Source organism: Robinsoniella sp. (assembly GCF_034124845.1).
Genome location: NZ_JAWYAJ010000153.1, coordinates 1 through 25,487 on the forward strand (window position 1 = coordinate 1; position 25,487 = coordinate 25,487).

General features: G+C 44.0%; 21 protein-coding genes. 6 read left to right on the forward strand and 15 right to left on the reverse strand.

Annotated elements, in window-relative coordinates; all coding sequences use genetic code 11:
- Nucleotides 1–264: 264 nt before the first annotated feature.
- The 9 genes from ACH2DQ_RS07270 to ACH2DQ_RS07310 all read right to left on the reverse strand — a co-directional run bounded on the left by ACH2DQ_RS07270 (nucleotide 265) and on the right by ACH2DQ_RS07310 (nucleotide 12,580).
- The gene (locus ACH2DQ_RS07270) at nucleotides 265–1,167 is read right to left on the reverse strand and encodes a helix-turn-helix domain-containing protein (RefSeq protein ID WP_394913362.1); all 903 of its coding nucleotides are present in this window, start codon (nucleotides 1,165–1,167) and stop codon (nucleotides 265–267) included.
- 410 nt (nucleotides 1,168–1,577) lie between these two features.
- A complete protein-coding gene (locus ACH2DQ_RS07275; RefSeq protein ID WP_394913361.1) occupies nucleotides 1,578–3,086 on the reverse strand; it encodes a sulfatase-like hydrolase/transferase in 1,509 nt (502 codons plus the stop codon).
- A 66-nt stretch (nucleotides 3,087–3,152) separates the two neighbouring features.
- On the reverse strand, nucleotides 3,153–4,520 hold the full coding sequence (locus tag ACH2DQ_RS07280) for a sulfatase (RefSeq protein WP_394913360.1): 1,368 nt from the start codon (nucleotides 4,518–4,520) through the stop codon (nucleotides 3,153–3,155).
- A gap of 43 nt (nucleotides 4,521–4,563) precedes the next feature.
- Complete coding sequence (locus ACH2DQ_RS07285) at nucleotides 4,564–5,742, reverse strand: glycoside hydrolase family 88 protein (protein WP_394913359.1); 1,179 nt, start codon at nucleotides 5,740–5,742, stop codon at nucleotides 4,564–4,566.
- A 69-nt stretch (nucleotides 5,743–5,811) separates the two neighbouring features.
- A complete protein-coding gene (locus ACH2DQ_RS07290) occupies nucleotides 5,812–6,639 on the reverse strand; it encodes a carbohydrate ABC transporter permease (protein ID WP_395026167.1) in 828 nt (275 codons plus the stop codon).
- A 13-nt stretch (nucleotides 6,640–6,652) separates the two neighbouring features.
- Nucleotides 6,653–7,552 (reverse strand): carbohydrate ABC transporter permease, encoded by a 900-nt coding sequence (locus tag ACH2DQ_RS07295; RefSeq protein ID WP_394913357.1) that lies wholly within the window; start codon nucleotides 7,550–7,552, stop codon nucleotides 6,653–6,655.
- Between the two features lie 106 nt (nucleotides 7,553–7,658).
- A complete protein-coding gene (locus ACH2DQ_RS07300) occupies nucleotides 7,659–8,990 on the reverse strand; it encodes an ABC transporter substrate-binding protein (protein ID WP_394913356.1) in 1,332 nt (443 codons plus the stop codon).
- A 177-nt stretch (nucleotides 8,991–9,167) separates the two neighbouring features.
- Nucleotides 9,168–10,781 carry a response regulator gene (locus tag ACH2DQ_RS07305; RefSeq protein WP_394913355.1) on the reverse strand — a complete coding sequence of 538 codons (1,614 nt, stop codon included), beginning with the start codon at nucleotides 10,779–10,781 and terminating at the stop codon, nucleotides 9,168–9,170.
- Nucleotides 10,782–10,795: 14 nt separating this feature from the next.
- The gene (locus ACH2DQ_RS07310) at nucleotides 10,796–12,580 is read right to left on the reverse strand and encodes a sensor histidine kinase (RefSeq protein WP_394913354.1); all 1,785 of its coding nucleotides are present in this window, start codon (nucleotides 12,578–12,580) and stop codon (nucleotides 10,796–10,798) included.
- 154 nt (nucleotides 12,581–12,734) lie between these two features.
- On the opposite strand from ACH2DQ_RS07310, the gene ACH2DQ_RS07315 reads away from it, so the two are divergent.
- Entirely contained in the window at nucleotides 12,735–13,832 is a 1,098-nt protein-coding gene (locus ACH2DQ_RS07315; RefSeq protein ID WP_394913353.1) for a radical SAM protein, read from the forward strand.
- 15 nt (nucleotides 13,833–13,847) lie between these two features.
- Complete coding sequence (locus ACH2DQ_RS07320; protein ID WP_394913352.1) at nucleotides 13,848–14,744, forward strand: LysR family transcriptional regulator; 897 nt, start codon at nucleotides 13,848–13,850, stop codon at nucleotides 14,742–14,744.
- 205 nt (nucleotides 14,745–14,949) lie between these two features.
- Here ACH2DQ_RS07320 and ACH2DQ_RS07325 read toward each other — a convergent pair whose 3' ends face one another.
- Nucleotides 14,950–17,100, reverse strand: a complete 2,151-nt coding sequence (locus ACH2DQ_RS07325) for a Tex family protein (protein ID WP_394913351.1) — start codon at nucleotides 17,098–17,100, stop codon at nucleotides 14,950–14,952.
- Nucleotides 17,101–17,259: 159 nt separating this feature from the next.
- Here ACH2DQ_RS07325 and ACH2DQ_RS07330 point away from each other — a divergent pair, with 159 nt between their 5' ends.
- Complete coding sequence (locus tag ACH2DQ_RS07330) at nucleotides 17,260–17,835, forward strand: hypothetical protein (protein ID WP_395026171.1); 576 nt, start codon at nucleotides 17,260–17,262, stop codon at nucleotides 17,833–17,835.
- A gap of 11 nt (nucleotides 17,836–17,846) precedes the next feature.
- Here the strand turns inward: ACH2DQ_RS07330 and ACH2DQ_RS07335 are convergent, their stop codons facing one another.
- A complete protein-coding gene (locus tag ACH2DQ_RS07335) occupies nucleotides 17,847–18,272 on the reverse strand; it encodes a DUF2752 domain-containing protein (RefSeq protein ID WP_394913349.1) in 426 nt (141 codons plus the stop codon).
- A 157-nt stretch (nucleotides 18,273–18,429) separates the two neighbouring features.
- On the opposite strand from ACH2DQ_RS07335, the gene ACH2DQ_RS07340 reads away from it, so the two are divergent.
- The gene (locus ACH2DQ_RS07340) at nucleotides 18,430–19,158 is read left to right on the forward strand and encodes a DUF975 family protein (protein ID WP_394913348.1); all 729 of its coding nucleotides are present in this window, start codon (nucleotides 18,430–18,432) and stop codon (nucleotides 19,156–19,158) included.
- An 85-nt stretch (nucleotides 19,159–19,243) separates the two neighbouring features.
- Here ACH2DQ_RS07340 and ACH2DQ_RS07345 read toward each other — a convergent pair whose 3' ends face one another.
- From ACH2DQ_RS07345 to ACH2DQ_RS07360, 4 genes are all read right to left on the reverse strand, one after another.
- On the reverse strand, nucleotides 19,244–20,455 hold the full coding sequence (locus ACH2DQ_RS07345) for an aspartate kinase (RefSeq protein ID WP_394913347.1): 1,212 nt from the start codon (nucleotides 20,453–20,455) through the stop codon (nucleotides 19,244–19,246).
- A 98-nt stretch (nucleotides 20,456–20,553) separates the two neighbouring features.
- Entirely contained in the window at nucleotides 20,554–21,753 is a 1,200-nt protein-coding gene (locus ACH2DQ_RS07350; protein WP_394913346.1) for a cofactor-independent phosphoglycerate mutase, read from the reverse strand.
- A 226-nt stretch (nucleotides 21,754–21,979) separates the two neighbouring features.
- Nucleotides 21,980–23,194: a homoserine dehydrogenase gene (locus tag ACH2DQ_RS07355; protein ID WP_394913345.1), complete on the reverse strand. Its 1,215-nt coding sequence runs from the start codon at nucleotides 23,192–23,194 to the stop codon at nucleotides 21,980–21,982.
- Nucleotides 23,195–23,320: 126 nt separating this feature from the next.
- The gene (locus tag ACH2DQ_RS07360) at nucleotides 23,321–23,764 is read right to left on the reverse strand and encodes an ACT domain-containing protein (RefSeq protein ID WP_394913344.1); all 444 of its coding nucleotides are present in this window, start codon (nucleotides 23,762–23,764) and stop codon (nucleotides 23,321–23,323) included.
- Between the two features lie 226 nt (nucleotides 23,765–23,990).
- On the opposite strand from ACH2DQ_RS07360, the gene ACH2DQ_RS07365 reads away from it, so the two are divergent.
- Together ACH2DQ_RS07365 and ACH2DQ_RS07370 are read left to right on the forward strand one after the other, a co-directional pair.
- A complete protein-coding gene (locus ACH2DQ_RS07365; RefSeq protein ID WP_394913343.1) occupies nucleotides 23,991–24,821 on the forward strand; it encodes a hypothetical protein in 831 nt (276 codons plus the stop codon).
- A 215-nt stretch (nucleotides 24,822–25,036) separates the two neighbouring features.
- The coding region (locus ACH2DQ_RS07370; protein ID WP_395026176.1) for an ATP-binding cassette domain-containing protein at nucleotides 25,037–25,487 on the forward strand (451 nt) is incomplete at its 3' end.

The following is a 25,487-nucleotide window of genomic DNA, read 5'->3' on the forward strand; positions in this document are numbered from 1 at the left end:
GGTTTTGGAATTACACCAAATCAGCCGAACGACTATCATGTAGCTTATTACCTCCATGTTTGTCATTCGGGTCGCGGACTATACCGCCGGTAGGGAATTACACCCTGCCCCGAAGAATTTCCTTGTTAAGTTGCATTCATTATAACTCATAAACCAGCAAGAATCAAGTGCTTTTTAACCTGTTTAATCAGGGCTCCCTACCTGAAGTCCCGATTTCATGTTCTTATAGACGACCTTTACCATATTATCAGAATAAATAAATGATTACGATTTAGCCATTTTTCCATATTTTTTTCGATACTCGCCTGGCGTTATACCGGAATCTTTTTTGAAAATCATTCCAAAATAAGCTCCATTTGAAAACCCTGTCTGCAGTGCAATCTCAACAACGGACAGATCGGTGGTTTTCAAGAGCTTTTCTGCCATTTCAATCCGATAATCCATCAAATAGGAAAACGGCGTTTTGTGAATGCTGGTCTGGAAGCAGCGCAGGCATTCCCTTTTGCTTACTGAGGCGGCTAATGCAATGTCCTCCAATGATATTTTATTCTGGTAATTTTGCTGTATAAAAAACATCATTGCCTGCAATCTCTCCTGGCTGTATGGTTTCACAGGCAGATCTGTGCGTTCCTGATTTTTTATTTCATCCAGTAACAGAATCCAAATTTCTGAAAAGAGATTTCTTGTTTGAAATTCCGTATTCTCTTTTTTCTGCAGAAATGATACTTTTCTTAGTTTTGCTAAAATTTCCTGCTGTCTGGTATTTTCTCCCCTGATTGCTAAAATCTCCAGCTTTTTGTTCTGCAGCACTGGTTCTACATATTTTGTTTCGAAAATACTTTTAAAGTGTCCGCTTAAAAAAACCGAGTGGAATAAATGGGAATCCAGAATCCCCGGCTCCCCATTGCTTATATTCTCCAACGTACATAAGACATTCGAATTGATAAAAAAGGCTTCATTTTTATGGAAAATATCGCTTCTGCTGGTTGTATTCAGTTTTATGCTCCCGCTTATCACACAAACGAATTCAAACTCTTCATGCCAATGCCATGGAACCTTTGTATCACTTAAATTTACGTGATGTAACACATAAGGATACTCCGGTCTGATTCCCTCAATTGTCTCCAGTTGATTTTCTTTTACTTTGATCCGCATATATGTCACCATTCTCTATCATTCTTCTATGAGCGTTCTTTTATATCATTCTAATATAACCTGGTCTAACTCGTGAGGTGATTCTTATACAAATTTGATTTACCGTCCATATACTTATATATTTTGGCTTTATTCCTATATATAAGTTCGAAATTTATAAATATAATTATATTATAAGAAACAGGCAAAGTAAAGAGAAAGGGGTTGATGTTTTGTATTCCGAAACATATAAAAAGCTGAAAATATATGCATCCAGCCACCCTGATGGATTGGATACCGTTACAAAGAATGACCTTAAAACGATAAAACTGGAAGAATGGGAGGTGCATTCAAATGAGTCTATTGATGATAATGTTGTTTTTTCTGACCCTGATCACACTCTGCATTTTTGAACAGAAAATAAAGGATTGATATTATTAATATTAATCTGCAAACTTCGCATCCGACTCCCCTTTGACCCGCACTGCCTCCCGAATGGGCAGCCCGGTACCATAATCCAGCTGGCGCGGCTCGTATTCTTCGTTCTCACGCTGCCTTGTCATTTTCCTGCTGTCCCAAGTCTGGTATGTGGTATCCGGGTTCCAGTGCCGGTTCTCCCAGTAATATCCCCGGAAAGGGTCTCTGGTCTCATACATCTGATCCAGAATGGCTTTGTGCAGCCGCTTTTTATCGTTATCATATTCAGGGTTATGGATTTCATTATTCATCTCCTCCGGATCCAGTTCCAGATCGTAGAACTCATCCGTATCCATTAGATTTATCACAAGCTTATATCTTCCGTCAAAAGCTGCACGCACCGGCTGATAGCCGCCGAATCCGTCATGATCCACCTCGTATCTGCCAAACTCCATGAAGATATAATCATTGACGCGTGTGCTTTTGTCCGTTAATTCCGGTAAAATACTGTTTCCCTCAAACATTTTTGTTTTTGGAACACCCAGAATATCAAATATCGTGGGTGCCAAATTAATGTGTGAGACGGGATTGTGGTTTTTTCCTTTGCCAAATCCTTTTATCAGCATGGGGATATGGGTAATTTCTTCGTACATGGCAGGTCCCTTTCCCGTTAGGGAGTGGCTGTACATCATATCCCCATGGTCGGACGTGTAAATAATAACACTGTCATCTGCAAATTCTTTGACAGCATCCAGCACACGCCCGATTTCAAAATCTACAAATGTATTACATCCCAGAAATTCTTTGGGGCAGAGATGGAAATCCTCTTTTGCAGCTCTGCCGTAATCATCTCCCGCCCATATTCTGTGATGGGCAGGTTTATTCTCCAGGGTGTCTGACATATTCTTTTTCTTTGGTATCTCGTAATCCTGATACAGGTCCGTATATTTTTTTGGACACAAATGTGGTCCGTGAGGCTCATCATAGGATACCACCAGGAAATAATCCTCTTCCTGATGATTCTTCAGGAAATCAATAGCCCTGTCTGAGCAGCGGTGCCCATATGTAAATTCTTCTCTGATATTGTACTTTTCAATACTTTCCACCTGCCTGGAAAGATATCGTTCCTCTTCTGTAAGTTCTTCTAAATAGCAGCGCATATCATACCAATACGCTTCATCCCATCCGTCCGGGCATACTCCAAGCCCGAAATAATCGCCTCCGTCCAAATGCCACTTTCCTATATATGCGCTGTGAATTCCCTGATCTGTCAGGCGTTTCCCGATATTCTGGACATTGTCCGACAAACCCATACAATTGGACCATCCAGCGCAGGAGTGAGGATAGCTTCCGGTGAATATAGCTGAACGCGCAGGCTGGCAAACAGGCTGGGTGGTATATGCTTTTTCAAACTGTACCCCTTCTGCCGCCAGACTGTCTAAATTAGGCGTATGCATGGCCGGATTGCCATAGCATCCCAGCATATCGGTCCTTTGGGTATCTGTCATAATTAAAATTACTTTTTTATGTTTCATAATCCTCACTCCTTTGCTTTTCTGTCTTAATTTTTTGAATTCCTATGTGTTGCTGTTTTCTTTACTTTACCACAAAAACGGGTCTTTTGTCATATTTAAATAGCGTCTTAGCTGTTCCTGAAAATATTCCAGCAGATCTTTTTCTGTGTCTTCTTCTGAAATAGGATGCATTTGATAGGGGTCTTTTTCATTGTCATATAAAAACGCTTCTCTTGCATCTCCCGGCATATATCCATTGTTTCGCACATAGGTGTGGCGTTTTGTCCGAATTCCCCTCCATCCATAGCATTTATGGTTGATTCCCGCTTTTTCAAAAGCACACACCAGCTCAGGCATTCCCGGATAGGAACATAAAAATGCCTGCTCAGGTGCCCCTGCCAGCTGTCCCCGGATGTTCTTTGCATGATTATAGCCCTGGCAGGTTTCCGGTACTTCCAGATCCAGGAGCCCCAGCAGCGTGGGCATATGATCCGGGCTTGCGAATATTTCCGGATATTCTCCCTGAGGGATGCTGCCTTTTTGCCGCATCAGCAGCGGTATGCTGACGGCTTCTTCATACCAGATATTCTTGCTCATTCTGCCATGGGAACCCAGCATCTCTCCGTGGTCCGCAGATAATACCAGCAATGTATTCTCTTCCAGGTTATTTTCTTTGAGAAATGCCAGTATTCTTCCAAACTGATCATCGATTCCCGTGACTGCTGCGTAGTACTGCCTGGTAATATTCGCAAGCTCTCTGGTACGCTTTTCTGCCGGTACATTTTCCCGGAACGTTACGGGCATGTTCCGATACCCCTTGAGATATTTCTCCGGTACCAGTTCGTAGGGCAGATGCGGCGGATTATAGGAGATAAACAATGCGAATGGCTGATCCTGTCCGGAATGCCGCTGGAGATAGGATAGCGCCTGATCCGTTTCAAATTCCGGTGACCATTTTCCAGGTCTTATCATCTGTCCGCTGTCATTCCAATAATGGGGATCCAGATGGTGGTCATCTGCTCCATAGGACAGCCAGAAATCAAATCCCTGCCTGCGTTCTCCCGGCGGCGTATATGCATCCCAGTCCTTTGCCCCGGAAGCCGGATGTGTCGAAAAATTCATTTCGGATGCGTCCAAATGCCATTTTCCAATATAACCGGTCTGATAGCCTGCTTCTTTTAAAACATTTCCAATACAATTTTCCTGCGGCTTTAACATGAGCACCTCGCTCAGCCCTGTTTTGCAGTTCGTCCACATTCCGGTACAGAATGGATATTTCCCGGTCATCAGGGATGCCCTGTGGGGCGAACATAGGGGAAAGGTGCTGATCGCATTGGAGAATACCAGACTTTCTTTTGCAAATTCATCGATATGAGGCGTATATACAGCGTCTTCATTTTGGAATCCCGCTGCTTGGGACCGCCACTGGTCCGCAAATATATAAATTAGATTCATGGTTCTTCCCTTTCATGTATAGTTGTCCTTAACCCCTGCATTCTTACCAGTAGGGATTCCAGTTTCCGCTCTTTCTTCTGAGTGCTTCCAGATAAAAATAGTCCCCCCAGGTATTGCATTCATCTACCCCTCTGTTTTTACAGGTATTTTCCTCGGAGCTTCGGGCATAGGTTCCGTGAAGCAGCAGACCATTGGACTGGCGGATACTGGTTACGCTGCATCTTTCGATGAGTGCACACAATATTTTATCTGCCGCCATGCAGTATTTTTCTGCTTCTTCCTTATCCAGATATTCCGCCATTTCATAAATGCCGCAGACAGCAATTGCCGCCGCTGATGAGTCTCTGGGCTCCGGGCTTCCCGTATCGAAATCAAAATCCCAGTATGGAATCAGATCCTTCGGGAGATGCTCCAGGAAATAGTCTGTGACATTTCGAAATATCTCTATATAGGAATCTTTTTTGCGGTAGCGGCAGCTTAACGCCACCCCATAGATTCCCCACGCCTGCCCCCTTGCCCACGCGGAATTATGCCTGTTTCCCTGATGGGTTACCCCATATGCCGGCTCCCCTGTTTCCGGATTAATGAAGTAAGTATGGTAGGTGGAATGATCCTCCCGCAATATACATTTCATAGCCGTCTGCATATGCTTTTCTGCCTTTTTTGCATAGTGTTCCTCTCCGGATACTTCGGTTGCCCAGTATAGCAGCGGCAGATTTAGAAGGCAGTCTATGATCAGTCTGTAATTATCCTGGTCGCCTACATTTCCCCACGCCTGGAGAAATTCTCCTTTTTCACGGTAGCGTGCAGCAAGGTGGTCTGCGGCTAAGAGCGCCGCCCGCTTTCCTTCTTCATTTCCGCATATTTTATCCGCTGCCACACAGGACAGACTGTATAAGAATCCCATGTCATGATAATTTACATCGATCTTCTTCTCGATTCTGTTTCGAAAGCTTTTGACCTGTATTTCTGCTGCTTCTTTAAACGCCGGATCTCTGGTGAATTCGTAAGCCAGCCAGATTTCTCCGGTCCAGAAACCGGTGGTCCACTCTACATTTTCGGTCTGTTCGTAAAACCCGTGAAAGGTATTGGGTGACTGAAAATGATGGGTAAAATCTTTCAGGTTCCCTTTTATAACTGATACTGCATGTTCTACTGCAGTACTAAGCTGCTCCTTTGTTACGCTATTATACTTTTGTAACGAATCTATTGTCTGTGCCATGATTGCCCCTCCTCCTCTTTGTCTGCCTTGCTTAATTTCCCTGCTTTGTCTGCTTTGTTATCCTATTATCTAACCTTTGATACCGCTTGCCGCCACGCCTTCCACAAAGAATTTCTGGCAGAATATAAAGATAATCACTACCGGAATCAGTGCGCAGACGGATGCCGCCATAATCAAGGCATAATCTGCCGCATACTGGGAAATGAACATGCGGATACCCAGCGGGATGGTTTTAAGTTCGGTACTGTTCAGATAGATCAGCGGTCCCATAAAGTCGTTCCATACGTTTACAAAGGTAAAGATAACCAGTGTTGCGATACCCGGCTTTGCCAGGGGCAGACAGATTCTGGCAAATATCCGGTACTCTCCCAGCCCGTCAATTCTGGCTGCCTCGGATAATTCCCTTGGAATACTCATATAAAACTGGCGCATAAGAAATACGCCGAATGCTGAAAATGCCTGGAGCATAATTAAGCCTGCATGTGTGTTATTCAGCCCCATTTTTGACATCAAGGTGAACTGTGGAACCATATATACCTGCCAGGGAACGGCTATTGTGGTCACATAAATCAGGAATAATACATCTCTTCCCTTAAAATCCATCTTTGCAAATCCATATGCCGCAAAGCAACTGGTTGCCAGCTGAATCACCGTAGTAATTACCGTCAGCTTGATGGAATTTTTAAAGAAGGTCAGCAGCGGGATTTTGTCCCAGATCTGCCGGTAGTTTTCCCATTGGAAGCTATCGGGAATCCACTTCATGGGAATGCTGAATACGTCTTTATTCAGCTTTACGGAAGAGATCAGCATCCAGTAAAAAGGAATAATCATAATCACTGCCAGCAGGATCAGACCTGCATAAACTGCTATTTTTTTCTTATTACTCTGTTTCTCCATCCTATTTTCCCCCCTACATATAGCTGGTGAATTTCTTTTCACCTCTGAACTGAACCAGCGTTACAATCAAGACGATGGCGAACAGCACAATTGCACTGGAACTGGCATAGCCGAACTTAAATTCTACAAATGCTGCATTGTAGATGTGGTTTACCAGCACATTCGTGGACCTTCCCGGTCCTCCCTGTGTCATGACGTAGATTAAATCAAATACTTTAAAGCACTGGATTGTCAGCATCATTACTACAAAAAATGTGGTAGGCTTCAGCATTGGTATGGTTATGTAACGAAGCTTTTTCCATCCCGTCGCTCCGTCCAGGCTGGCTGCCTCGTACATCTCTTTTGATATTCCCTGGAGTGCAGCCAGATAAACGATCATGTAATAGCCCATGTACTTCCAGATACTTACAATGATAATTGCCGGCAATGCCCATACGGTAGATGCCACCCACCTTGGCGGATTGCTGATTCCGATTACTTTTAGCACTTCATTGATTGGACCGAAATCCGGTTGAAAAAGCATATTCCATACCGCTCCAACCGCAACTAAAGATGCGATATAGGGAAAGAAAAATGCGGTTCTGAAAACTACAATTCCTTTTATTTTGCTGTTTAAAAGCACTGCGATTAAAAGGGCAGCCGCCACGGTTAACGGTACCGTTCCTATGGCATAAAGCAGCGTGTTTTTCAGTGATATCATAAAGGTGCTGTCCGATAAAAGTTTGGAGAAATTCTCTAATCCCACAAATTTCATCGGAGAAGCCGAACCGTCCCATTCCATTACACTCAGTATAAAGGAGAAGCATACCGGTATGAAAATGAATATAAAATAGCCTATAAAATTTGGTAAAATAAAAGAATATCCTACCAGATTATTCTTGATTTTTCGCTTTTGTTTCATGGATAAATGCATCTGTTTTCCCCCTTTTTCCCAAAAAAGTTTCAAAATATAAGGGCTCTCTGAAAATGGGGGATTTTCCCTCTTTCAGATGCCCTTTCCATATTTGGTTGTTATTAGCCTATTTATTATTTTCTTTTACTTCTTTTACACGCTCTGCCATATGTGCCAGCCCGGTATCCACATCCTGCTCTCCGATCATAATCAGGTCATGTTCTTCTTCGATCGCTTTTCGGATTGCTTCTATATTTTTATCCAGGGGACGGTCAAATACCATGCCTTTTAACAGGAGTGCATCTTTGCATTCTTTTGGGAATCCTTCGGTGGTAACCAGCTTATCCATGATTGTATCATTTTGCACAGCCGTAAGCATACCATTTTCCGCCAGTTTTTCCGCTGTCTCTTCACTTGTGGCACATTTTACAAATTCCCATGCCAGATCCGGTTCATCGGTTTTTGCATTGATTGCAATGGGGGTAACGGCGCCAACAGAATTCCCTGCTTCTACGTCTTTTGGATGGGGTATCGTGGCAAATCCCCAGTTAAAATCGGTCTCTCCGGATTTCTGTGCCTGAATCATGTTGGCAATAAACCAGGTGCCCATCGGCATCATAGCACACTGCTGCTGCTGGAATACACTGGTATAGTGCAGGTTGCCGGTCTTTAATGTGGCATAGTTCTGAATGATTCCCTCATCCTGCATGCGGATAGCCTGCTCGTAATATGGCTTTAAGAATGAATAGTCATCTGCAACCAGCGTATGTTTCCCATCCTGAATTGCCCAGTTACATACCAGCCCCATCCAGATATGGTTATGGGTTCCGAATACTTTCTCACTGCCTTCTCCATTTGTCATCTTGCGCGCCAGTTCTTCGTATTCCTCCCAGGTCATATCATTGGAGGGATAGGGAACTCCTGCCTTGTCAAAGAGATCTTTATTATAAAACAATACATACCAGTCTGAACGGTACGGAAGTGTGTAATAACTGCCATCAATCTGGAGTTTTTCCGCTGTGTTATTATAGATGGACATATCCAGATTGTCTTTTTTTATGTATTCATCCAGATTTAGAATTTGTCCCTTAGCCTGCATGGATAACTGGGAGCCCATATCTTTTACAAAGATTACATCCGGGTCTGCATCCCCGCTCGCCAGCATTACGGTCAGCTTGTTGTTATATTCATTTGCTGCAGTATCGATGATCTCTACTTCCACATCCGGGTATTTCTCCTGAAATGTTTCCACTGCAACGCGGAATTGGGGGGATATATCGTTATCCCAGGTCGTAACCGTTAACTTTTTCTTTTTTCCCTCTTTTGCATTTTCGGTTGCTGTTTTTTCATTTGCTGCTTTTCCATCGGATGTATCCGCTGCCTGATTGCCGCATCCGGTAAATGAAGTTACCGCCATTGCTGATGCCAGAAGTACTGCTGCCGCCTTTTTGAATCTCATAATAGAAACCTCCCTTTCTTAGAACGTGTTTGAAAATTTCATTCTGTTAACTGTGCGTTCCGGATCACTGCTTTATCCTTGAAACTAATATACCAAATACATGTCCCGGATGAAATGGAGGATCCCTATATTTCTATTACTATCTTACACTGTTTCCGTAAAAAAATATTACTTTCTTCATATCCTTGCACTATTTTCATATTCCTTTGGTGTCATTCCGGTCACTTTTTTAAAAACCTTGCTAAAATAATATGGATTTTCAAATCCCAGCATATCTGAAATTTCATACATCATATATTGGTGTTCCTGAATCAGGTCTTTTGCCTTCTCTGCTTTGATCCATGCTACGTAGTCCGTAAAGTTTCTCCCTGTCTGCTTCTTAAAGATACTGCTTAGATAACCCTGGCTGATTCCTGTGGCTTCTGCTGCCATGGCAAGTGTGAGTTTCTCCTGATAATGTTCCATTACATACTGGCGGACCCCTTCGATGACACGTTCTGACTTGCCAGTGGACCGCCCCTCCATAACCTGGCAGATTTTATCCCCAAAGGTTTGCAGCCACATGAGAATGTCATGGAGGCACCCGATACGTTTCAGCTTTTCTACCATCTGCATGGTGTCGGGAAACTTTCCGCCCGGAATGTCTCCTGCTCCCTCATAAAAGGGCACGACAAAGGTATATAGGTTGATGCAGGCATTGACCGCCTGTTTTCTGGCAGGGGTATATTCCCGGAACAGACTGGTCAGCTGGCTGATAATCTCCCTGACCCTGGTACTGTCATTCTGTCCCAGTGCAAGGGTCATATCCTTTTTCAGGAAGCTGATGTCAAAGTCCCGGTTTTGTTCCTGGTACTTCTGAAAATGTTCACTGTAAAATACGACGGAGGATTCCATTTGGTAGTAGTATGCATCCATGCAGCTTTCCAGCTGGGGCAGAAATTCCGAAAGCCTGTAGATATCTTCTGCCGCTGCCGTAACCGCTGCCACCGTCTGCATCCCAAAGTAATCCTCCACTACTGATATCATCTTCTGGCACATCTGGGCAATCTTATGATTGGTCTGGGTATCATCCCCGTCTGGTACAATGATTAAAAACCCGGTCTCTTCCCATTCCAGAATCCCCCAGACCGGAAAGAACCGCTTCACCATCTCCTTTAGAATATTCTCTGTATAAGACATTGCTTTTTTACGGTCCTTTTCCGATAATGACGCCTGGAAATATGAACTTGTATTATTCATGCGCAGCAACACCATCACCGGAGCCTTATAATCCGCCTGGAGCGATTGGTACTCCTCATTTTTTTTCCCGACAGGCTCTTCCAGCAACAATTTCCGAAAGAGGCTCTCACTGCTCTGCTTGGGATGTCTGGCATTCTCTCCCGTATTTTCCTGCCGGGACCCTGCTGATCTGTTTTTTTCACATTCCCGGATGGCACGTTTTAAACTTTCCGCCAGCGTCTCTTCGGTCAGCTCTATTTTAACCAGATAATCCGTTGCTCCATATTTCACTGCCTGCTTCGCCAGACTGAACTCTTCCAGATTTGTTAATATAATAAATGCCGCCTGGCTTTTTGATTCCCGGCATCTTTTCATCAATTCGATTCCATCCATTGCCGGCATTTTGATATCGGTTATTATGATATCCGGCTTTATGTCTGTAATCAGCTCAAAGGCATTCTGTCCATTTGTGGCTTTTGCCACAATGGTACAGTTATAATCTTCCCATTCAATTAAGGATGTAACCCCTGCCAGGATCAGCGGCTCATCATCTACTATCATCACACGGTACATATTTTATCTCCCTCTTACATTTCTAATGGCAGTCTCACCGTAATCTGGGTATATTGCCCCGGCTCACTTTGTATAGAAAGCCCATAGGCTTCCCCATATACCAGTTTTATTCTCCTGTCTACATTTGGCAGCCCGATCCCGCTCATGGAACTGCTCTTTACCTTCTCGGTGTCTTGTAACAACTGCTTTGCCTTCTCTTTGTCCATGCCGATTCCATTATCCCTTACGGTAATGCACAGATCACCGTCTGACTTTCTTGCATGTATCTCTACCACACCGTTTCTTCCGCTGGGCTCTATTCCTGAGAATATGGCATTTTCCACCAGGGGCTGCAGTGTCAGTTTTATAATTTTCGCCTGATACAGTTCTTCGGGTTCCACATGGATTTCCACATCGAACAGCTCTACATAGCGTATTTTCTCAATTACGATATAGTCAGCAAGAAAGTCCAGCTCCTGCTTTAACGTCACCTTTTCGTTAAATCCTTTTGCCATATTTTTAAGCAGCGATGACAGGGAGGTCACTACTTTCACAATGCCGTTGTTCTTCTGGATGATTGCAATCCATCTGATGGAATCCAGCGTATTGTATAGAAAGTGTGGATTAATCTGTGCCTGCAGCATTTTGATCTCCAGATTTTTCTTCTCTTTTTCACTTGCTACCCTCATATCCACCAGTTCATCTATTTTGGCTGCCATATGGTTGACACCTTTCCCAATGGTACCGATCTCGTCCTCACTTTCTATCTGGGGATTCACCGTGAACTCTCCCCTGGACAGCAGCCCGATATGGGACACCAGCTTATGTATCGGTTCGTTAATCCGTTTGGTAAAGAATGCCGAAAGCACCATACCAATACTGATGCAGGAGGTAAAGATCAGCAGGACAATGAGTATGATCATAAACCGGTTATTTACAATCCTGCTCATTGGAAGTATCTCATAGACCAGAATGCCGCTTTTGGGATTTCGCACATAGGAAACCATGCATTTTGACCCATCTATCTTCATACGCAGAGTATCTCTCCCGGCTTCCCGCTCCAGCAGCATCCGGATAAACGTCTCGTCCTCCCCGTCACGCTTCTCATTTACCCCGGCCACCGGATTTCCTGTCCAGGTGACTACGGCTATTCGGTTCTCATGCTGGGTTTCTTTTAAAGCATCCTGAAATAACTTTGCAGAGATGCCCAGGAACACCCAGCCTTCACCGCTATAGGATGACATACTGTTCACCTTTCTTAAAAGGGGCAGTAGTTTTTCATTTTTACCACCCCAAAAAGGGGATTCCACCACATCCAGGGCATACAACTCCGTAGACTTTGCCAGCTCCCCGTCAAACCATTCTGCCTGTCTCAGTGCCTGGGGATCGTTGCTGCTCCCCGGCTCATATCCAGCCTGTACAAACCCATCCTGTTCGTTTAACACCATTAGTTTTGCGATATATTCCCCATAACCGGATATGGCGCAGTAATCGCTGATTGTCCTGGTGTAATTAATGGCTTCCTTCCGGTTCCCGGCAGATGCATCAAGATCCAGCTTTCCAAGATTCACGGTGCTGCGCTCCGCACAGTTCAGAACAATATTCATCATTTCTTCATAGCCCATGCCAAAAAGTCCAGAAAGTCCTTCTACTTCATGTTCCAGTGCAGTCACAGCTATCTCTCTGGCGTTTCTGCTGGATATGATATAACTGCAGATACAGGAAAACAGGGCAATGGTACTGACAACACATAAGTTATAGCGGATAAGGCGGGCTTTAATCGTCTTGCCCAGGATCTGCTCTTTCCAATTTTTTTTCATTTACACCCCTCCTCCGTAACTTCTATGTGACCTATTGTAAAGCATCCACTGATGATTTGTCCATACTGTCCGATTGCTTTTTTTTCTGTGACGTTTTATAATAAATGCACAAGATCCGGTTTGTCCGCATCTTAGAACGTTTAAGGAGATACCCATGAATTACTTTTCCATGCTTATAAAACCAGCCTCGTCACTTTGCAATATGCGCTGCCGCTATTGTTTTTATTATGATGTCGCCAGCCACCGGGAAACGGCTTCCTACGGTATTATGGCAGAAGATACCGTGGACTGCCTGCTTTCCAAAACCTTTGCCAGTATCAAGTCCCCGGCGTCTGTCAGCTTTACATTCCAAGGGGGAGAACCTACCATGGCGGGGCTTTCTTATTTTACATATTTTACGGAGCGGGCAGAAAAACTGGTGCCAGCGGGCGTAAAGATTTCTTACTCCATTCAGACCAACGGCATGGTAATTGATGAAGACTGGTGCCGGTTATTTGTGAAATATCATTTTCTGGTGGGATTGTCTCTGGACGGTCCCCGTGAACTTCACGACTACCAGCGCCTTGGAAGTGACCGCAAGGGCACCTATGATCGGGTCCACCACACCTTAAAGCTTTTTCGCAGGTTCGGTGTGGATTTTAATATTCTGTCCGTTATTACAAAACAGACTGCGAAAAAGCCCCAGACTTTGTTCCAGTTCTATCTGAAACAGGATTTTAAATTTGTCCAGCTGATTCCCTGCCTGCGCCCACTTGATTCAGACCTCACCGCACCTCATGATCTGGATCCCCAAAGTTATGCAGAATTTATGAAACGCTTCTTTGGGCTGTGGTATGAACAGTTGAAAAATGGTCGCTATATCAGTGTCCGCCAGTTTGACAATCTGGTATGGATGCTTCGCGGTCGTCCCGCAGAGCAATGCGGGTTAATGGGCTATTGCACACCTCAGTTTGTTGTGGAAGCGGATGGCAGTGTCTATCCCTGTGATTTTTATGTACTGGATGAATACAAAAGCGGCAATATTCGAACGGACGACTTGGAACAGATTAAAAACAGTCCCGCCACCCGGAAATTTTTAGCCTGTGAAACGGAGGCTTCTCCCTTATGCGAAACCTGTAAGGTGAAATCTATCTGCGGATGCGGCTGTAAACGCTACCGTCCGTTTTATAACGAAATAAAAGATTACTGCCCTTATCAGGACTTTTTGTATGAAGTTTATCCCAAGCTGTATGAGATTGCGAAGACAATGTAAGAAAGGAGCTTTTCCATGACACTGAAACACATGCGTATCCTCGTTGCAGTCTGCGACTGCGAAGGCGTAACTGCGGCTGCACAAAAGCTTTTTCTTTCCCAGCCCGCCGTCAGCCTGGCTGTCCGGGAACTGGAAGATTATTATGGCGTCCCCTTATTTGAAAGGATTTCCAGAAAAATGTATATCACAGATGCGGGCAGAAAAGCCTATAGCTATGCCACACATATTGTATCTCTCTTCGACTCGCTGGAAACGGAGATGCGGGACTGTGATAATATCGGGACTCTGCGCATCGGTGCAAGCATGACCCTTGGCACGCACTACATGCCGGGGCTGGTAAATGATTTCCGGGAAAAATACCCTCACATGAAAACAGAGATCCTGATCAACAGCTCCGATATCCTGGAAGAAAAGATCCTGCAAAACGAACTGGATTTCAGCCTTGTGGAAGGTCCAATCCATTCGGACAGTATCTGCGGGGAATGCCTTTGCGAAGATGAATTATGTATTATCTGCAGTAAACACAATCCACTTGCACAGAAACCGCTTGCCACCCTGGAGGAGTTTGCCAGTCAGCCGCTTCTCTTGCGGGAAAAGAACAGCGGTACCAGGGAAATCGTAGACAGCAGCCTGCTTCTTAAAAACCTGGTTATCCATCCGGTTTGGGAAAGTACCAGCACCCTGGCACTGATTCACGCGGCAGCCAATGATCTGGGCGTTACCATTGTACCTTCACAATTCGTAGATGACGCCCCTCAGTATCAGGATGCCATTTGTAAGATAAAAGTAGACGGGTTGTCTTTTCTGCGCAAATTCCATATTATTTATCATAAAAATAAATTCTTAACAAGTTCCGCAAAGCATTTTATTGAACTCTGCAAAAATCTGTTTCAGACAAGCGATGCTGATTAGATGTGCTATGTTCTATGTTCTATGTTCTTTGCCCTTTCCCGGATATGCAATAGAAAAAACAGACAATACTGATCCATACATATGGATTCCCATACACCTGGACAGTACTTGTCTGTTTTTTCTTATATCATTTTTGCATTTTTGTTTTTAAATAATAATAGCAATTTCCATACATTCCCTGCTGATTCCATTGTCTGGATCACATTTAAATTTTCATAGTCAGGGAAATCCGTTTTTTCGGCAGATCCACGCTTAACACTTTTACCTCAACGATGTCCCCAACACTTACCACATCCAGCGGATGTTTTACAAATTTCTTGTCGCTCATCTGAGAGATATGCACCAGTCCGTCCTGGTGTACGCCGATATCCACAAAAGCCCCGAAGTCAATCACATTTCTGACGGTACCTTTCAGTGCCATTCCCGGGGTGAGGTCTTTCATATCCAGTACGTCACTTCTCAGAATTGGTTTTGGCATTTCATCACGGGGATCACGTCCCGGTTTTTCCAGTTCTTTTACGATATCCCGTAAGGTAATCTCCCCTACTTCCAGTTCTGACGCAAGCTTTTTGTAATCCCTGACCTTCTTTGATAAACCTTCCAGTCTGCCTGCCGTAATATCTTCCACACTATATCCTAAGGTCTCAAGAAGCTTTTTCGCTGCATCGTAACTCTCCGGATGAACGCTGGTGGCATCCAGTGGATTCTCACCCCCGGGTATTCTCATAAAACCGGCACACTGTTCAAATGCTTTCGGGCCTAATTTTCCAACTTTTAACAGCTGTCTGCGGTTTGCGAATCTGCCGTTTTCCTCCCGGTAAGCTACGATATTTTTTGCGATTACTTTGGATACGCCGGAAACATATTCTAAGAGGGATGCAGAAGCGGTATTCAGATCCACCCCTACTTTATTAACGCTGTCTTCTACTACGCCGCCCAGCGCTTCGCTTAATTTTTTCTGATTCATATCATGCTGGTACTGTCCCACACCGATTGACTTTGGATCAATTTTAACCAGTTCTGCAAGGGGGTCCTGGATTCTTCTGGCGATGGATGCCGCACTTCGCTGTCCCACGTCAAAGTTCGGGAATTCTTCGGTAGCCAGCTTGCTTGCAGAATAAACGGAAGCTCCTGCCTCATTTACGATTACATACTGCACCTGTTCGTCGATTTCTTTGAATAATTCAACGATGATCATCTCTGATTCACGGGAAGCAGTTCCATTTCCCACTGAAAATAAGGTGATTCCGTATTTCTTAATCATTTTTTTCAGGGTATCTTTTGCAGCTTTTATTTTCGCATCAGAAGTGGGAGCCGTAGGATAGATAACCGTGGTATCCAGCACTTTTCCGGTAGGATCTACGACTGCCAGCTTGCAGCCGGTACGAAATGCGGGATCCCATCCAAGGACTGTCTGTCCGGCAATTGGCGGCTGCATAAGCAGCTGTTCCAGATTTTTACCAAATACGCTGATGGCTCCGTCCTCCGCTTTTTCGGTCATGGCATTTCTGATCTCACGTTCGATCGCCGGTCCAATCAGACGTTTGTAGCTGTCTTCCGCCACTTCTTTTAAGACCGGTACCGTCACCGGATTTTCTTTAATAATTACTTTTTTCTCCAGATACTGCAAAATGCGTTCCTCGGGAGCTTCGATTTTCACATTCAGGAACTTTTCCTTTTCCCCGCGGTTTAATGCAAGGGTTCTGTGCCCCGCTACTTTACAGATGGCTTCTTCATAATTATAGTACATCTCATAAACAGATTCTGCCTTTTCGTCTTTCGCTGCGGATATAATTCTGCCTTCTTTTTCTGTGATGTTTCTTATGTAAATTCGATAGTCCGCTTCATCGGAAATATTTTCTGCGATAATATCCTTTGCCCCTGCAATGGCATCTGCCGCAGTCAATACTTCCTTTTCCTCCGATATAAAGGCCTTGGCTTCTTCTTCCAGAGGCTTTGTGGTCATCTGCAGAGTGATAATATTAGCCAGCGGTTCCAAGCCTTTTTCTTTGGCAATGGTAGCTCTTGTCCTTCTCTTGGGACGATACGGGCGGTACAGGTCATCTACCACTACCAGGGTTTCTGCCGCAAGAATCTGCTTCTTTAATTCCTCTGTCAGCTTTCCCTGCTCCTGGATGCTGGATAATACCTGCTGTTTTTTCTCTTCCAGATTCCGCAGGTATGTCAGCCGTTCAAACAGCTTACGAAGTACTTCATCATTTAAAGATCCGGTTACTTCCTTACGATACCTTGAAATAAAAGGAATGGTGTTTCCTTCATCTATTAATTTTACGGCAGCTTCCACCTGCCATAAATCTACGGTCAGCTCTCTGGCCAAACTTTTGTTAATGTCCATATTTGTCTCCTTAGCTATCTGTATTGGTATAATTCCCAATTGTTTTTTATTCTTTGGCTATTATACTTCAAAACCCGGAAGCGGGCAAGGAATTTCTTGTGTTTCAATTTTTGATATGTTATTATAATACAGAATATCAAATGCGAAGGAGCGTTTATTATGGATTACGAAAATTACAATCATCAGGGGACTCCCCCTAATAATTACGGTACCCCGCCAAATAATTACGGGCAGAACCCTCCTCCCGGCAATTACGGTCCAGGTCCCGAATCAAATTCATTTTCAACCGCAGCTATGATTCTTGGAATTGTATCCCTTGTATCATCCTGCTGCCTGTATATTTCTATTCCGGTAGGCGCGGTAGGCATTATTTTAGCCCTCCTGTCAAAAGGCAGTTCTTCCAAAATGGATTCCCGCAGTAAAACGGGTCTTGGAATATCCATTGCCGGAATCTGCATCAGCTTTGTTATGATTATTGCGGTTTTGGTGAGCGACACTTATTTGGGCAGCACACAAAAATTGTATCAGGATTATTTAGAGTATTATTATGGAAATGATGGTTCTTCCGGTGGTTCTTCCGGCGGACAGTCCCAACAGCCAGACCAGAATTCACAAGACCTGGAAGACTATTTTAATAAATATTTTAACGGTGGAGGCGGAAACGGCAACGACAATATGCCAAAGATCAGAGATAATCCCAAATCTAACATCCCGGTCCCGGATGATGCTGTTTAAACATCCCGGACTCATGGTATCATTTGATATTTCCAAATGATGAGAACAGCATTTTTTACAATAAAATTAAGTATAATTATGATGACTGCAAAATGAATATACCGGTCCCGGTAATACATACCCACTTTGAACCGTCCTCTCGAAAGGAGTTCTATGGTATTGGAAATCATGAACCAAAGGTATAGTGCGGCACCATACAGGACTACCGGATGGTAATACAGCGATTTCAGAAAATGGCCATCCATTAAGAACGTAAACGCGCGGGTCCCGCCGCATCCGGGACAGTAAAGCCCTGTATATTTATGTACCAGGCAGGGCAGCAAAAAGGATGCCGCCGATATGTGTGATACTTTAACCAGGATATAAAGAATACTTCCCAGTATGAGAAATATCCAGCCGATTTTATATAAGCTTTTTCTTTCGCTTTCCTTTTTCAAGGCAGCACCTCCGGTCTAGAGCGTTTAGGAAAATGCTCTGAACTTTGTAAAGTTAAGTTTTGCTGTTCCAGTATAACATAGGACCAAAAAAGTTGCAAAATTTTTCAGCACCTGTTCGCTGAGATTTGACAAATATTTTCAGATAGGAGTATACAAAATGAAACGTTCATCTTCCGAACTAAAAAGTATAGCAAAAGGAAAGCTCCTTGGTAATTATTCCATACCAATGGGTGCCGTGATCATTTTCTTTGTGATTACTTTTATAATTACTTTTTTCAGTACTTTTACTTTTTTTAGAACGATAACAACATTCGGATTAGTTGTCAGTTCCCTCTGTGAGTTTATCGTTTCCATCCTTTTAGGCGTTCTTTCTGCCGGAATATCCAGACTGTTTTTGAATTTCTGCAGAAATAAAGAATATAAAATCGGGGATATCCTGTATGGTTTCCGGAATTACCCGGATCATGTGATTGGCATTATTATCCTGTTATTTCTCATGGTTCTGGCATGTTTCCTTCCGGCCATCATACTGGGGGCATTAAGCAAGGCTGTGGATCTTCTGCTCCTGGACCTGCTGCTGATCCTGTTTGAAATTATCGGAGTGGTGGTTTCGATCCTTTTAATGCTGACCTATTCCCAGGCAGTATTTTTATATATTGATGACCCCCACATGAAAGTAATGGATGCCCTGCGGGAAAGCAAGGCGATGATGCGGGGTAACAAAGGCCGGCTCTTTTATCTGGTCATCAGCTTTTTCGGGCTTATCCTGCTCAGCGTTCTTTCCTGTTATATCGGGATGCTTTGGATCGGGCCTTATATGAATACTACACTCACCTTATTTTATATGGATCTGCGGGGTGAACTTCCTCCGGCAGAGATGCATTAAAGTCTGAAAGTACAAAAAAAGAGCAGAAATCTGCTCTTTTTTATTGTGCTCTTTACTTATCGTGGTCTATACAGTAAGCTGTTCATTAAATCTCAGACAACCCAAATGCTTCATGGCAGGCACGGAGTGCTTTTTCCCCATCCTCCTGATCTACCAGTACGGTAACCCGGATTTCTGAAGTTGATATCATGTTAATATTAACTCTGGCATTATACAGTGCTTCGAACATCTTTGCTGCAACTCCCGGATTTGACATCATGCCGGCACCTACAATAGACATCTTCGCAACTTCTTTCTGACAGGTAATTTCTTTTGCAGTAATACGGTTTTTATTGTCTGTGAGAATTCTGATTGTCTCATCTGCTTCATCTTCATCTACCGTGAAGCTGATATCCTTTGTTCCCTCACGTCCGATAGACTGCAGAATAATATCTACGTTAATATGTTTCTTTGCCAATGTATCAAATAATTTAAAAGCGATACCCGGTTCGTCCTTTAACCCCATTACTGAAATTCTTGCAGCATTTTTATCCAAAGCAACACCGCTTACCAACATTCTTTCCACGCTAACTTCCTCCTTAACCACAGTTCCTTCTGAATCATTTAAGCTTGAACGCACTACCAGGGTTACTCCATATTTTTTTGCCATTTCTACGGAACGGTTATGAAGTACACCGGCGCCCAGTGTTGCCAGGTCTAACATTTCGTCATATGTAATTTCTTTCATCTTTCTGGCATCTTTCACAATACGGGGATCTGCTGTGTATACACCATCTACATCCGTATAAATCTCACAGGTATCTGCGTGCAGCACAGCTGCCAATGCTACAGCCGTGGTATCTGATCCTCCGCGTCCCAGAGTGGTATAATCATCATATTTATTGATTCCCTGAAAACCTGTTACGATAACAATCTTGCGGCTTTCCAATTCATGTCTGATACGTTCCGTATCAATGTTCTTAAGCCTGGCATTTCCATAAGCAGATGTGGTCTTCATTCCAATCTGGAATGCATTTAAAGAAATTGCCGGAACACCTAAAGCGTCCATCGCCATTGCCATTAGGGAAACCGATGTCTGTTCGCCTACGGTAAGAAGCATATCCATTTCTCTTTTTGAAGCTCTTGGATTAATGTCTTTCGCCTTGGCAAGCAATTCATCCGTTGTCTTACCCATAGCGGAAAGAACGACTACCACGTCATTTCCTTTTTGATGTTCTTCCATACATCTTCTTGCAACATTGAAAATTCGTTCTTTGCTGCCTACAGAAGTACCGCCAAATTTTTTCACTACTAACATATTTTTCTCCTGCGTCTTCATTTACTTTAAGGCTTGTTATTTTCATACAGCCCCAGCCTTCCAGGATAATATAAAATTACCGGATAGGCTAATTCGCTTTATTTAGAGAACAAATATTCCATCATCAGGTGCCCTTTGGCAATGTCGTTTCCACTATCCTTTGCTTCTGCTTCATTATAATTCCATGTCTCCTGACACGGTGCAGTACTGTCATACAGCAGGTACGGCACAGGATCGGAGGTATGTGTACGAGCGCAGATTGGCGTAGGATGGTCAGGAAGCACCAGCATACGGTAATCTGCACCAGCTGCATCCATTTGTTCCTTTACGTATTTTATCACACGTTCATCTAAAAATTCAATAGCCTGAACCTTTTTTTCTACACTTCCCTGATGACCCATCTCATCCGGTGCCTCAACATGTATATATACAAAGTCGTAACCGTCTTTTAACAGTGCATCTGCTGCAGCCTGTGCCTTGCCCTCATAGTTGGTATGAAGTCCGCCATTGGCACCTTCCACCGTAATATTATCCATCCCGGCTCCCACTGCAATTCCCTTGAGCAGATCCACTGCTGAGATCATAACACCCTTTTTATGGAATTTCTCTTCAAAGGAAGACAGTGCAGGTTTGGTTCCTGCACCCCAGAACCAGCAGCTGTTGGCAGGATTCTTTCCCTGTTTCTTCCGCTCGATGTTAATGGGGTGGTTCACCAAAATGTCGTAACTCTTCTTCTGCATTTGCGCCAGTACGCTGTCTTCCGGCAGATACTTTCCGATTACCTGACCCAGAATGTCGTGGGGCGGCGTAAGTGAGACTACTTTCCCCTGGTTCCAGATCAGGCAGTGGCGGTAACTGGTACCCACATAGAATTTATAAATATCATTTTCCAGCTCCTGAATCACTGCATTTAATAAAATGGCTGAATCTTCCGTACTGATTTCACCGGAACTGTGATCAATAATTGTTTTTTCTTCATAAGGCTCCTCTTCGGAAAGGGTTACCAGATTACAACGGAGGGCTACATCCGTTGCCTGCATGGGTACCCCGATACTGAGAGCTTCCAGCGGGGATCTTCCGGTATAGTATTCTTTTGGATCGTATCCCATTACGGAGAGATTCGCCGTATCACTTCCAGGGCTCATTCCCTGGGGAATTGTATGGACCATGCCGATCTCTGATACTTTCGCCAGAGCATCCATCACTGGAGTTTTTGCATATGCAAGCGGTGTCTTGCCGCCTAACTGTTCGATTGGTTCATCTGCCATTCCATCGCCTAAAACTACTATATATTTCATTGTATCACCTATGCTACTGCAGCCCTGCTGCAGCAGCGCCGCACTGGATTAGTTGAAAGTTTCATTGCGGCTTCCTCTCTGCATTTTCTATTTCTTTCAACTTATTATGTTTCATCTTTTTATTTAATGGAAAACAGCAATACAGCCCTGCACCTTTGGCGTATGACATTCATACCCTCTGGGAGGATATTCCCGGTCATTTGCCCTTAAATGCAGCGCTGTAAGCTTATCTCATTCTGATTCTGTTAATTACTGTTCCAAGTTTCGCTGCCTTTGCGCTGTATTCTGCTTCGGACAGGATCTCTGTAGTAAATCCAAATTCACCTTCCACTCCGGGAACTGTTACTGGTTTCACGGTTCCAAAGATTTCTTCAATCCGGGCAAGATCATCCTGCTGGTTTCCTTTTACACGTACAAAGAATTTTCTCTGGGAATTGCTGATGTCTGTCAGTTCCAGCTTATGACTGCTCCAGAACGACATAATGCTTCTGTGTAAATGCTTTGCTGCATCTACTACGTCAGATACCACTGCACTTGCCGTAGGCAGTTTCCCGGCACCGCTTCCATAGAACATTGCATCTCCCAATACATTTCCGTGTACAAATATTGCATTAAATACACCGTTTACACTGAACAGCGGGTCTGTTGGTCCCAGCAGTACCGGAGCCACCATGGCATAAAAGCTCTCTCCCACTTTTTTACTGAATGCCAGTAATTTAATGGTCTTGCCAAGGGCTTTTGCATATTTGATATCCGTCGCTGTGATTTTTGTGATCCCTTCTGTATAGATATCTTCAAAATCAACCTGTTTGCCAAATGCAAGGGAAGATAATATAGCGATCTTACGGCAGGCATCATGGCCTTCCACGTCTGCTTCCGGATTGCGCTCCGCATACCCCATTTCCTGGGCCTCTTTTAAAACATCTTCAAATTCAGAACCCTCTTCAATCATTTTTGTCATAATGAAGTTGGTAGTTCCATTTAAAATACCGGTGATTTCATCAATCTCATCTGCCGTAAGAGAAGAATTTAACGGACGGATAATGGGAATACCTCCGCCGCAGCTGGCTTCAAACAAGAAGTTGATATTTCGTTCTCTTGCAATATCCAAAAGTTCTGCACCATGTTTTGCCACTAATTCCTTATTGGATGTACACACACTTTTGCCGCTTAATAATGCCCGCTTTACAAATGTATACGCCGGTTCTACGCCACCCATTACCTCAACAATAATATTGATTTCAGGGTCGTTCACCACTACCTCGTAATCATGTACGATTTTATCTTGAATCGGATCTCCCGGAAAATCCCTTAAATCCAATACATATTTAATATTAATCTCTTCCCCGGCTTTTTTATTGATGCTGCTGTGGTTGGTGTTAATTACCTCCACTACACCTGAACCTACGGTACCGTAACCTAACACTGCAATCTGAATCATTTTTTCCTCCTATCTGCATTCTCTATGATGCACGCAAACTAATTTATATGTATGTTTCGTAGTAACAGTTCAGACTGGTCTGCGCATTTACTGCGCCGGCCGTACGAAAACACTGTTACGTTTCGTCTACTCTCTGCCTAATATTTTCAAATAGTGCACACCTATTTTATTTTCTATCTCTTCTACCATCTTGGATACATCATCTGTGGTGGGTAAGATATCTACGCTTAAAGTAAGCGATGCCACTCCGTTGATTGGGATACTCTGATGGATTGTAAGAATGTTGGCGCCGAACTGGGCAACTACTTTCAATACATCTGAAAGAAGCCCAGGCTCATCATCCATCTGTATTACAAAGGTAATGGTCTTTCCTTTGGCATTATCGTGAAATGGAAATATATCATCTTTATATTTATAGAACGAACTTCTGCTAATGCCTACCCGGTCTGTGGCCTCCTGAACCGTTTCCACTCGTTCCGACTCTAATAACCGCTTCGCTTCCACTACTTTTAATAACACTTCCGGAACCGCCTTCTGCTTAACCACAAAATACTGACTTTTTTCCGACATTGGAACCTCCTCGTGTTTGCTTCACAAATACATTTGTATTCACAAGGAAGATACTAACATATTTAGATTAGATGTGCAATAGTTTTTTCTAATTTACCTCCCATGGAACCGTATTCCATCACAGATTCTTCATACTTTTCTTCAGGTTAATTTCAGCATTGGATTGTATGATTACAACGAAAGAATTCGTACCTGTTCACCTGCAGATACCAGAAAGGATGATTGTATGAAAAATAAATTAATTACCCTGTTATTATGCGTTACCGTTTCCTGTACCCTGTTAGGAGGCTGCCAGACTTCTTCCGGCAGTACCCAGAATAGTTCCACCAGCAGTTCATCCAGCGTGGAATCCGATGACAAATCCTCTGACCGCACCCAGAGCGAAAATACACAAGATGACAATGCCATAACCGGTCAGGTTACCGCCATAGATGGGAATACCATAACACTTGCACTGGGAGAACGGGCATCCAGACCTGACGGAGACTTCACACCACCGGAAAATGGGAAAAAACCATCCGCTCCAGACGGCAGTGATACCCTGCAAACAGGAGATAGTGATGAAACCGCCGCTTCGGATGAGGATGCCGCTGCTTCAGCTTCCGATGATAATGCCGGGACTTCAGCCACTCCTCCTTCCGGGGACAACGACGGCACTCCTCCTTCCGGTGGCGGAATGGGTCCCGGCGGTTTAACGCTGACCGGCGAAGAAAAGGAAATTACCATTGATGATGATACGAAGATCGCCAAAGACAGTATGGGGCAGAGCAGTGATGCAACGGTGGAAGATATCACGGAAGGATCGATTCTAACGTTGGTTATGGATGGGGATACCGTTGTTTCCGTTACGATCTCAGCCTTTGGCGGCGGCAACGGAGGCGGTCCTGACGGTAATGGCGGCGGCCCTGGAGGCGGCATGAACGGCGGCACAGAAGAAGCTCCCGATCTGAACGGTTCCAAAACAATTGACGGCACGGAGGAAACGGCTTCGGGCGATACGGTTTCCTCCACAACTGCTGAGATGAACGGGGATCTATTTCCCCTCTTTCTCACTTGACTTCCCTCCTGTATAGTGCTAAAATAAATATCCTTTCTACTAAAAAGCAGCCGCTCACGTCTGCTTTTTCTTAAAAGTAAATATTTACCACAACGGGTTCCCTTGGCAAAATCCAAGGGGAAATGGGTCTGTTTTCCAGATTCTGTCGCTTGGCAAGATATTTGAAGTAACATATTAACTGTTGTTTCCAAAATATTACTACCAGGAGGTTTACCATGATTCAAGTGGAACACTTATGCAAGACCTTTCGGGTCGCAAACCGGAATGCAGGGCTTAAGTCTGCCCTGAAGGCTTTGTTTCACCGGCAATACCGTGAAATCAAAGCTCTGAATGATATCTCTTTTACAATCCCAGATGGAGAAATGGTGGGCTATATTGGCCCCAATGGTGCCGGCAAGAGCAGCACCATTAAAGTTTTAAGCGGAATCCTGACTCCGGACAGCGGAACCTGTCTGATTAACGGACGAGTCCCTTTTCAGGAGCGAAAAGCCCATGTGAAAGAAATTGGTGTTGTCTTCGGGCAGCGCTCCCAGCTATGGTGGGATGTTCCCGTCATTGATTCTTTTGAATTGCTGAAGGATATCTACCGGATACCAAAAAACGATTACCAAATGATGAAGGAGGAACTGACTTTCCTTCTGAACTTAGAGGATATTATTAAAACGC

What these genes read in the sequence shown, in the direction of transcription:
- ACH2DQ_RS07270 (WP_394913362.1), bottom strand. Translation starts at nt 1,167, where the DNA reads ATGGTGACATATATGCGGATCAAAGTAAAAGAAAATCAACTGGAGACA.
- ACH2DQ_RS07275 (WP_394913361.1), bottom strand. Translation starts at nt 3,086, where the DNA reads ATGAAACATAAAAAAGTAATTTTAATTATGACAGATACCCAAAGGACC.
- ACH2DQ_RS07280 (WP_394913360.1), bottom strand. Translation starts at nt 4,520, where the DNA reads ATGAATCTAATTTATATATTTGCGGACCAGTGGCGGTCCCAAGCAGCG.
- ACH2DQ_RS07285 (WP_394913359.1), bottom strand. Translation starts at nt 5,742, where the DNA reads ATGGCACAGACAATAGATTCGTTACAAAAGTATAATAGCGTAACAAAG.
- ACH2DQ_RS07290 (WP_395026167.1), bottom strand. Translation starts at nt 6,639, where the DNA reads ATGGAGAAACAGAGTAATAAGAAAAAAATAGCAGTTTATGCAGGTCTG.
- ACH2DQ_RS07295 (WP_394913357.1), bottom strand. Translation starts at nt 7,552, where the DNA reads ATGCATTTATCCATGAAACAAAAGCGAAAAATCAAGAATAATCTGGTA.
- ACH2DQ_RS07300 (WP_394913356.1), bottom strand. Translation starts at nt 8,990, where the DNA reads ATGAGATTCAAAAAGGCGGCAGCAGTACTTCTGGCATCAGCAATGGCG.
- ACH2DQ_RS07305 (WP_394913355.1), bottom strand. Translation starts at nt 10,781, where the DNA reads ATGTACCGTGTGATGATAGTAGATGATGAGCCGCTGATCCTGGCAGGG.
- ACH2DQ_RS07310 (WP_394913354.1), bottom strand. Translation starts at nt 12,580, where the DNA reads ATGAAAAAAAATTGGAAAGAGCAGATCCTGGGCAAGACGATTAAAGCC.
- ACH2DQ_RS07315 (WP_394913353.1), top strand. Translation starts at nt 12,735, where the DNA reads ATGAATTACTTTTCCATGCTTATAAAACCAGCCTCGTCACTTTGCAAT.
- ACH2DQ_RS07320 (WP_394913352.1), top strand. Translation starts at nt 13,848, where the DNA reads ATGACACTGAAACACATGCGTATCCTCGTTGCAGTCTGCGACTGCGAA.
- ACH2DQ_RS07325 (WP_394913351.1), bottom strand. Translation starts at nt 17,100, where the DNA reads ATGGACATTAACAAAAGTTTGGCCAGAGAGCTGACCGTAGATTTATGG.
- ACH2DQ_RS07330 (WP_395026171.1), top strand. Translation starts at nt 17,260, where the DNA reads ATGGATTACGAAAATTACAATCATCAGGGGACTCCCCCTAATAATTAC.
- ACH2DQ_RS07340 (WP_394913348.1), top strand. Translation starts at nt 18,430, where the DNA reads ATGAAACGTTCATCTTCCGAACTAAAAAGTATAGCAAAAGGAAAGCTC.
- ACH2DQ_RS07345 (WP_394913347.1), bottom strand. Translation starts at nt 20,455, where the DNA reads ATGTTAGTAGTGAAAAAATTTGGCGGTACTTCTGTAGGCAGCAAAGAA.
- ACH2DQ_RS07350 (WP_394913346.1), bottom strand. Translation starts at nt 21,753, where the DNA reads ATGAAATATATAGTAGTTTTAGGCGATGGAATGGCAGATGAACCAATC.
- ACH2DQ_RS07355 (WP_394913345.1), bottom strand. Translation starts at nt 23,194, where the DNA reads ATGATTCAGATTGCAGTGTTAGGTTACGGTACCGTAGGTTCAGGTGTA.
- ACH2DQ_RS07360 (WP_394913344.1), bottom strand. Translation starts at nt 23,764, where the DNA reads ATGTCGGAAAAAAGTCAGTATTTTGTGGTTAAGCAGAAGGCGGTTCCG.
- ACH2DQ_RS07365 (WP_394913343.1), top strand. Translation starts at nt 23,991, where the DNA reads ATGAAAAATAAATTAATTACCCTGTTATTATGCGTTACCGTTTCCTGT.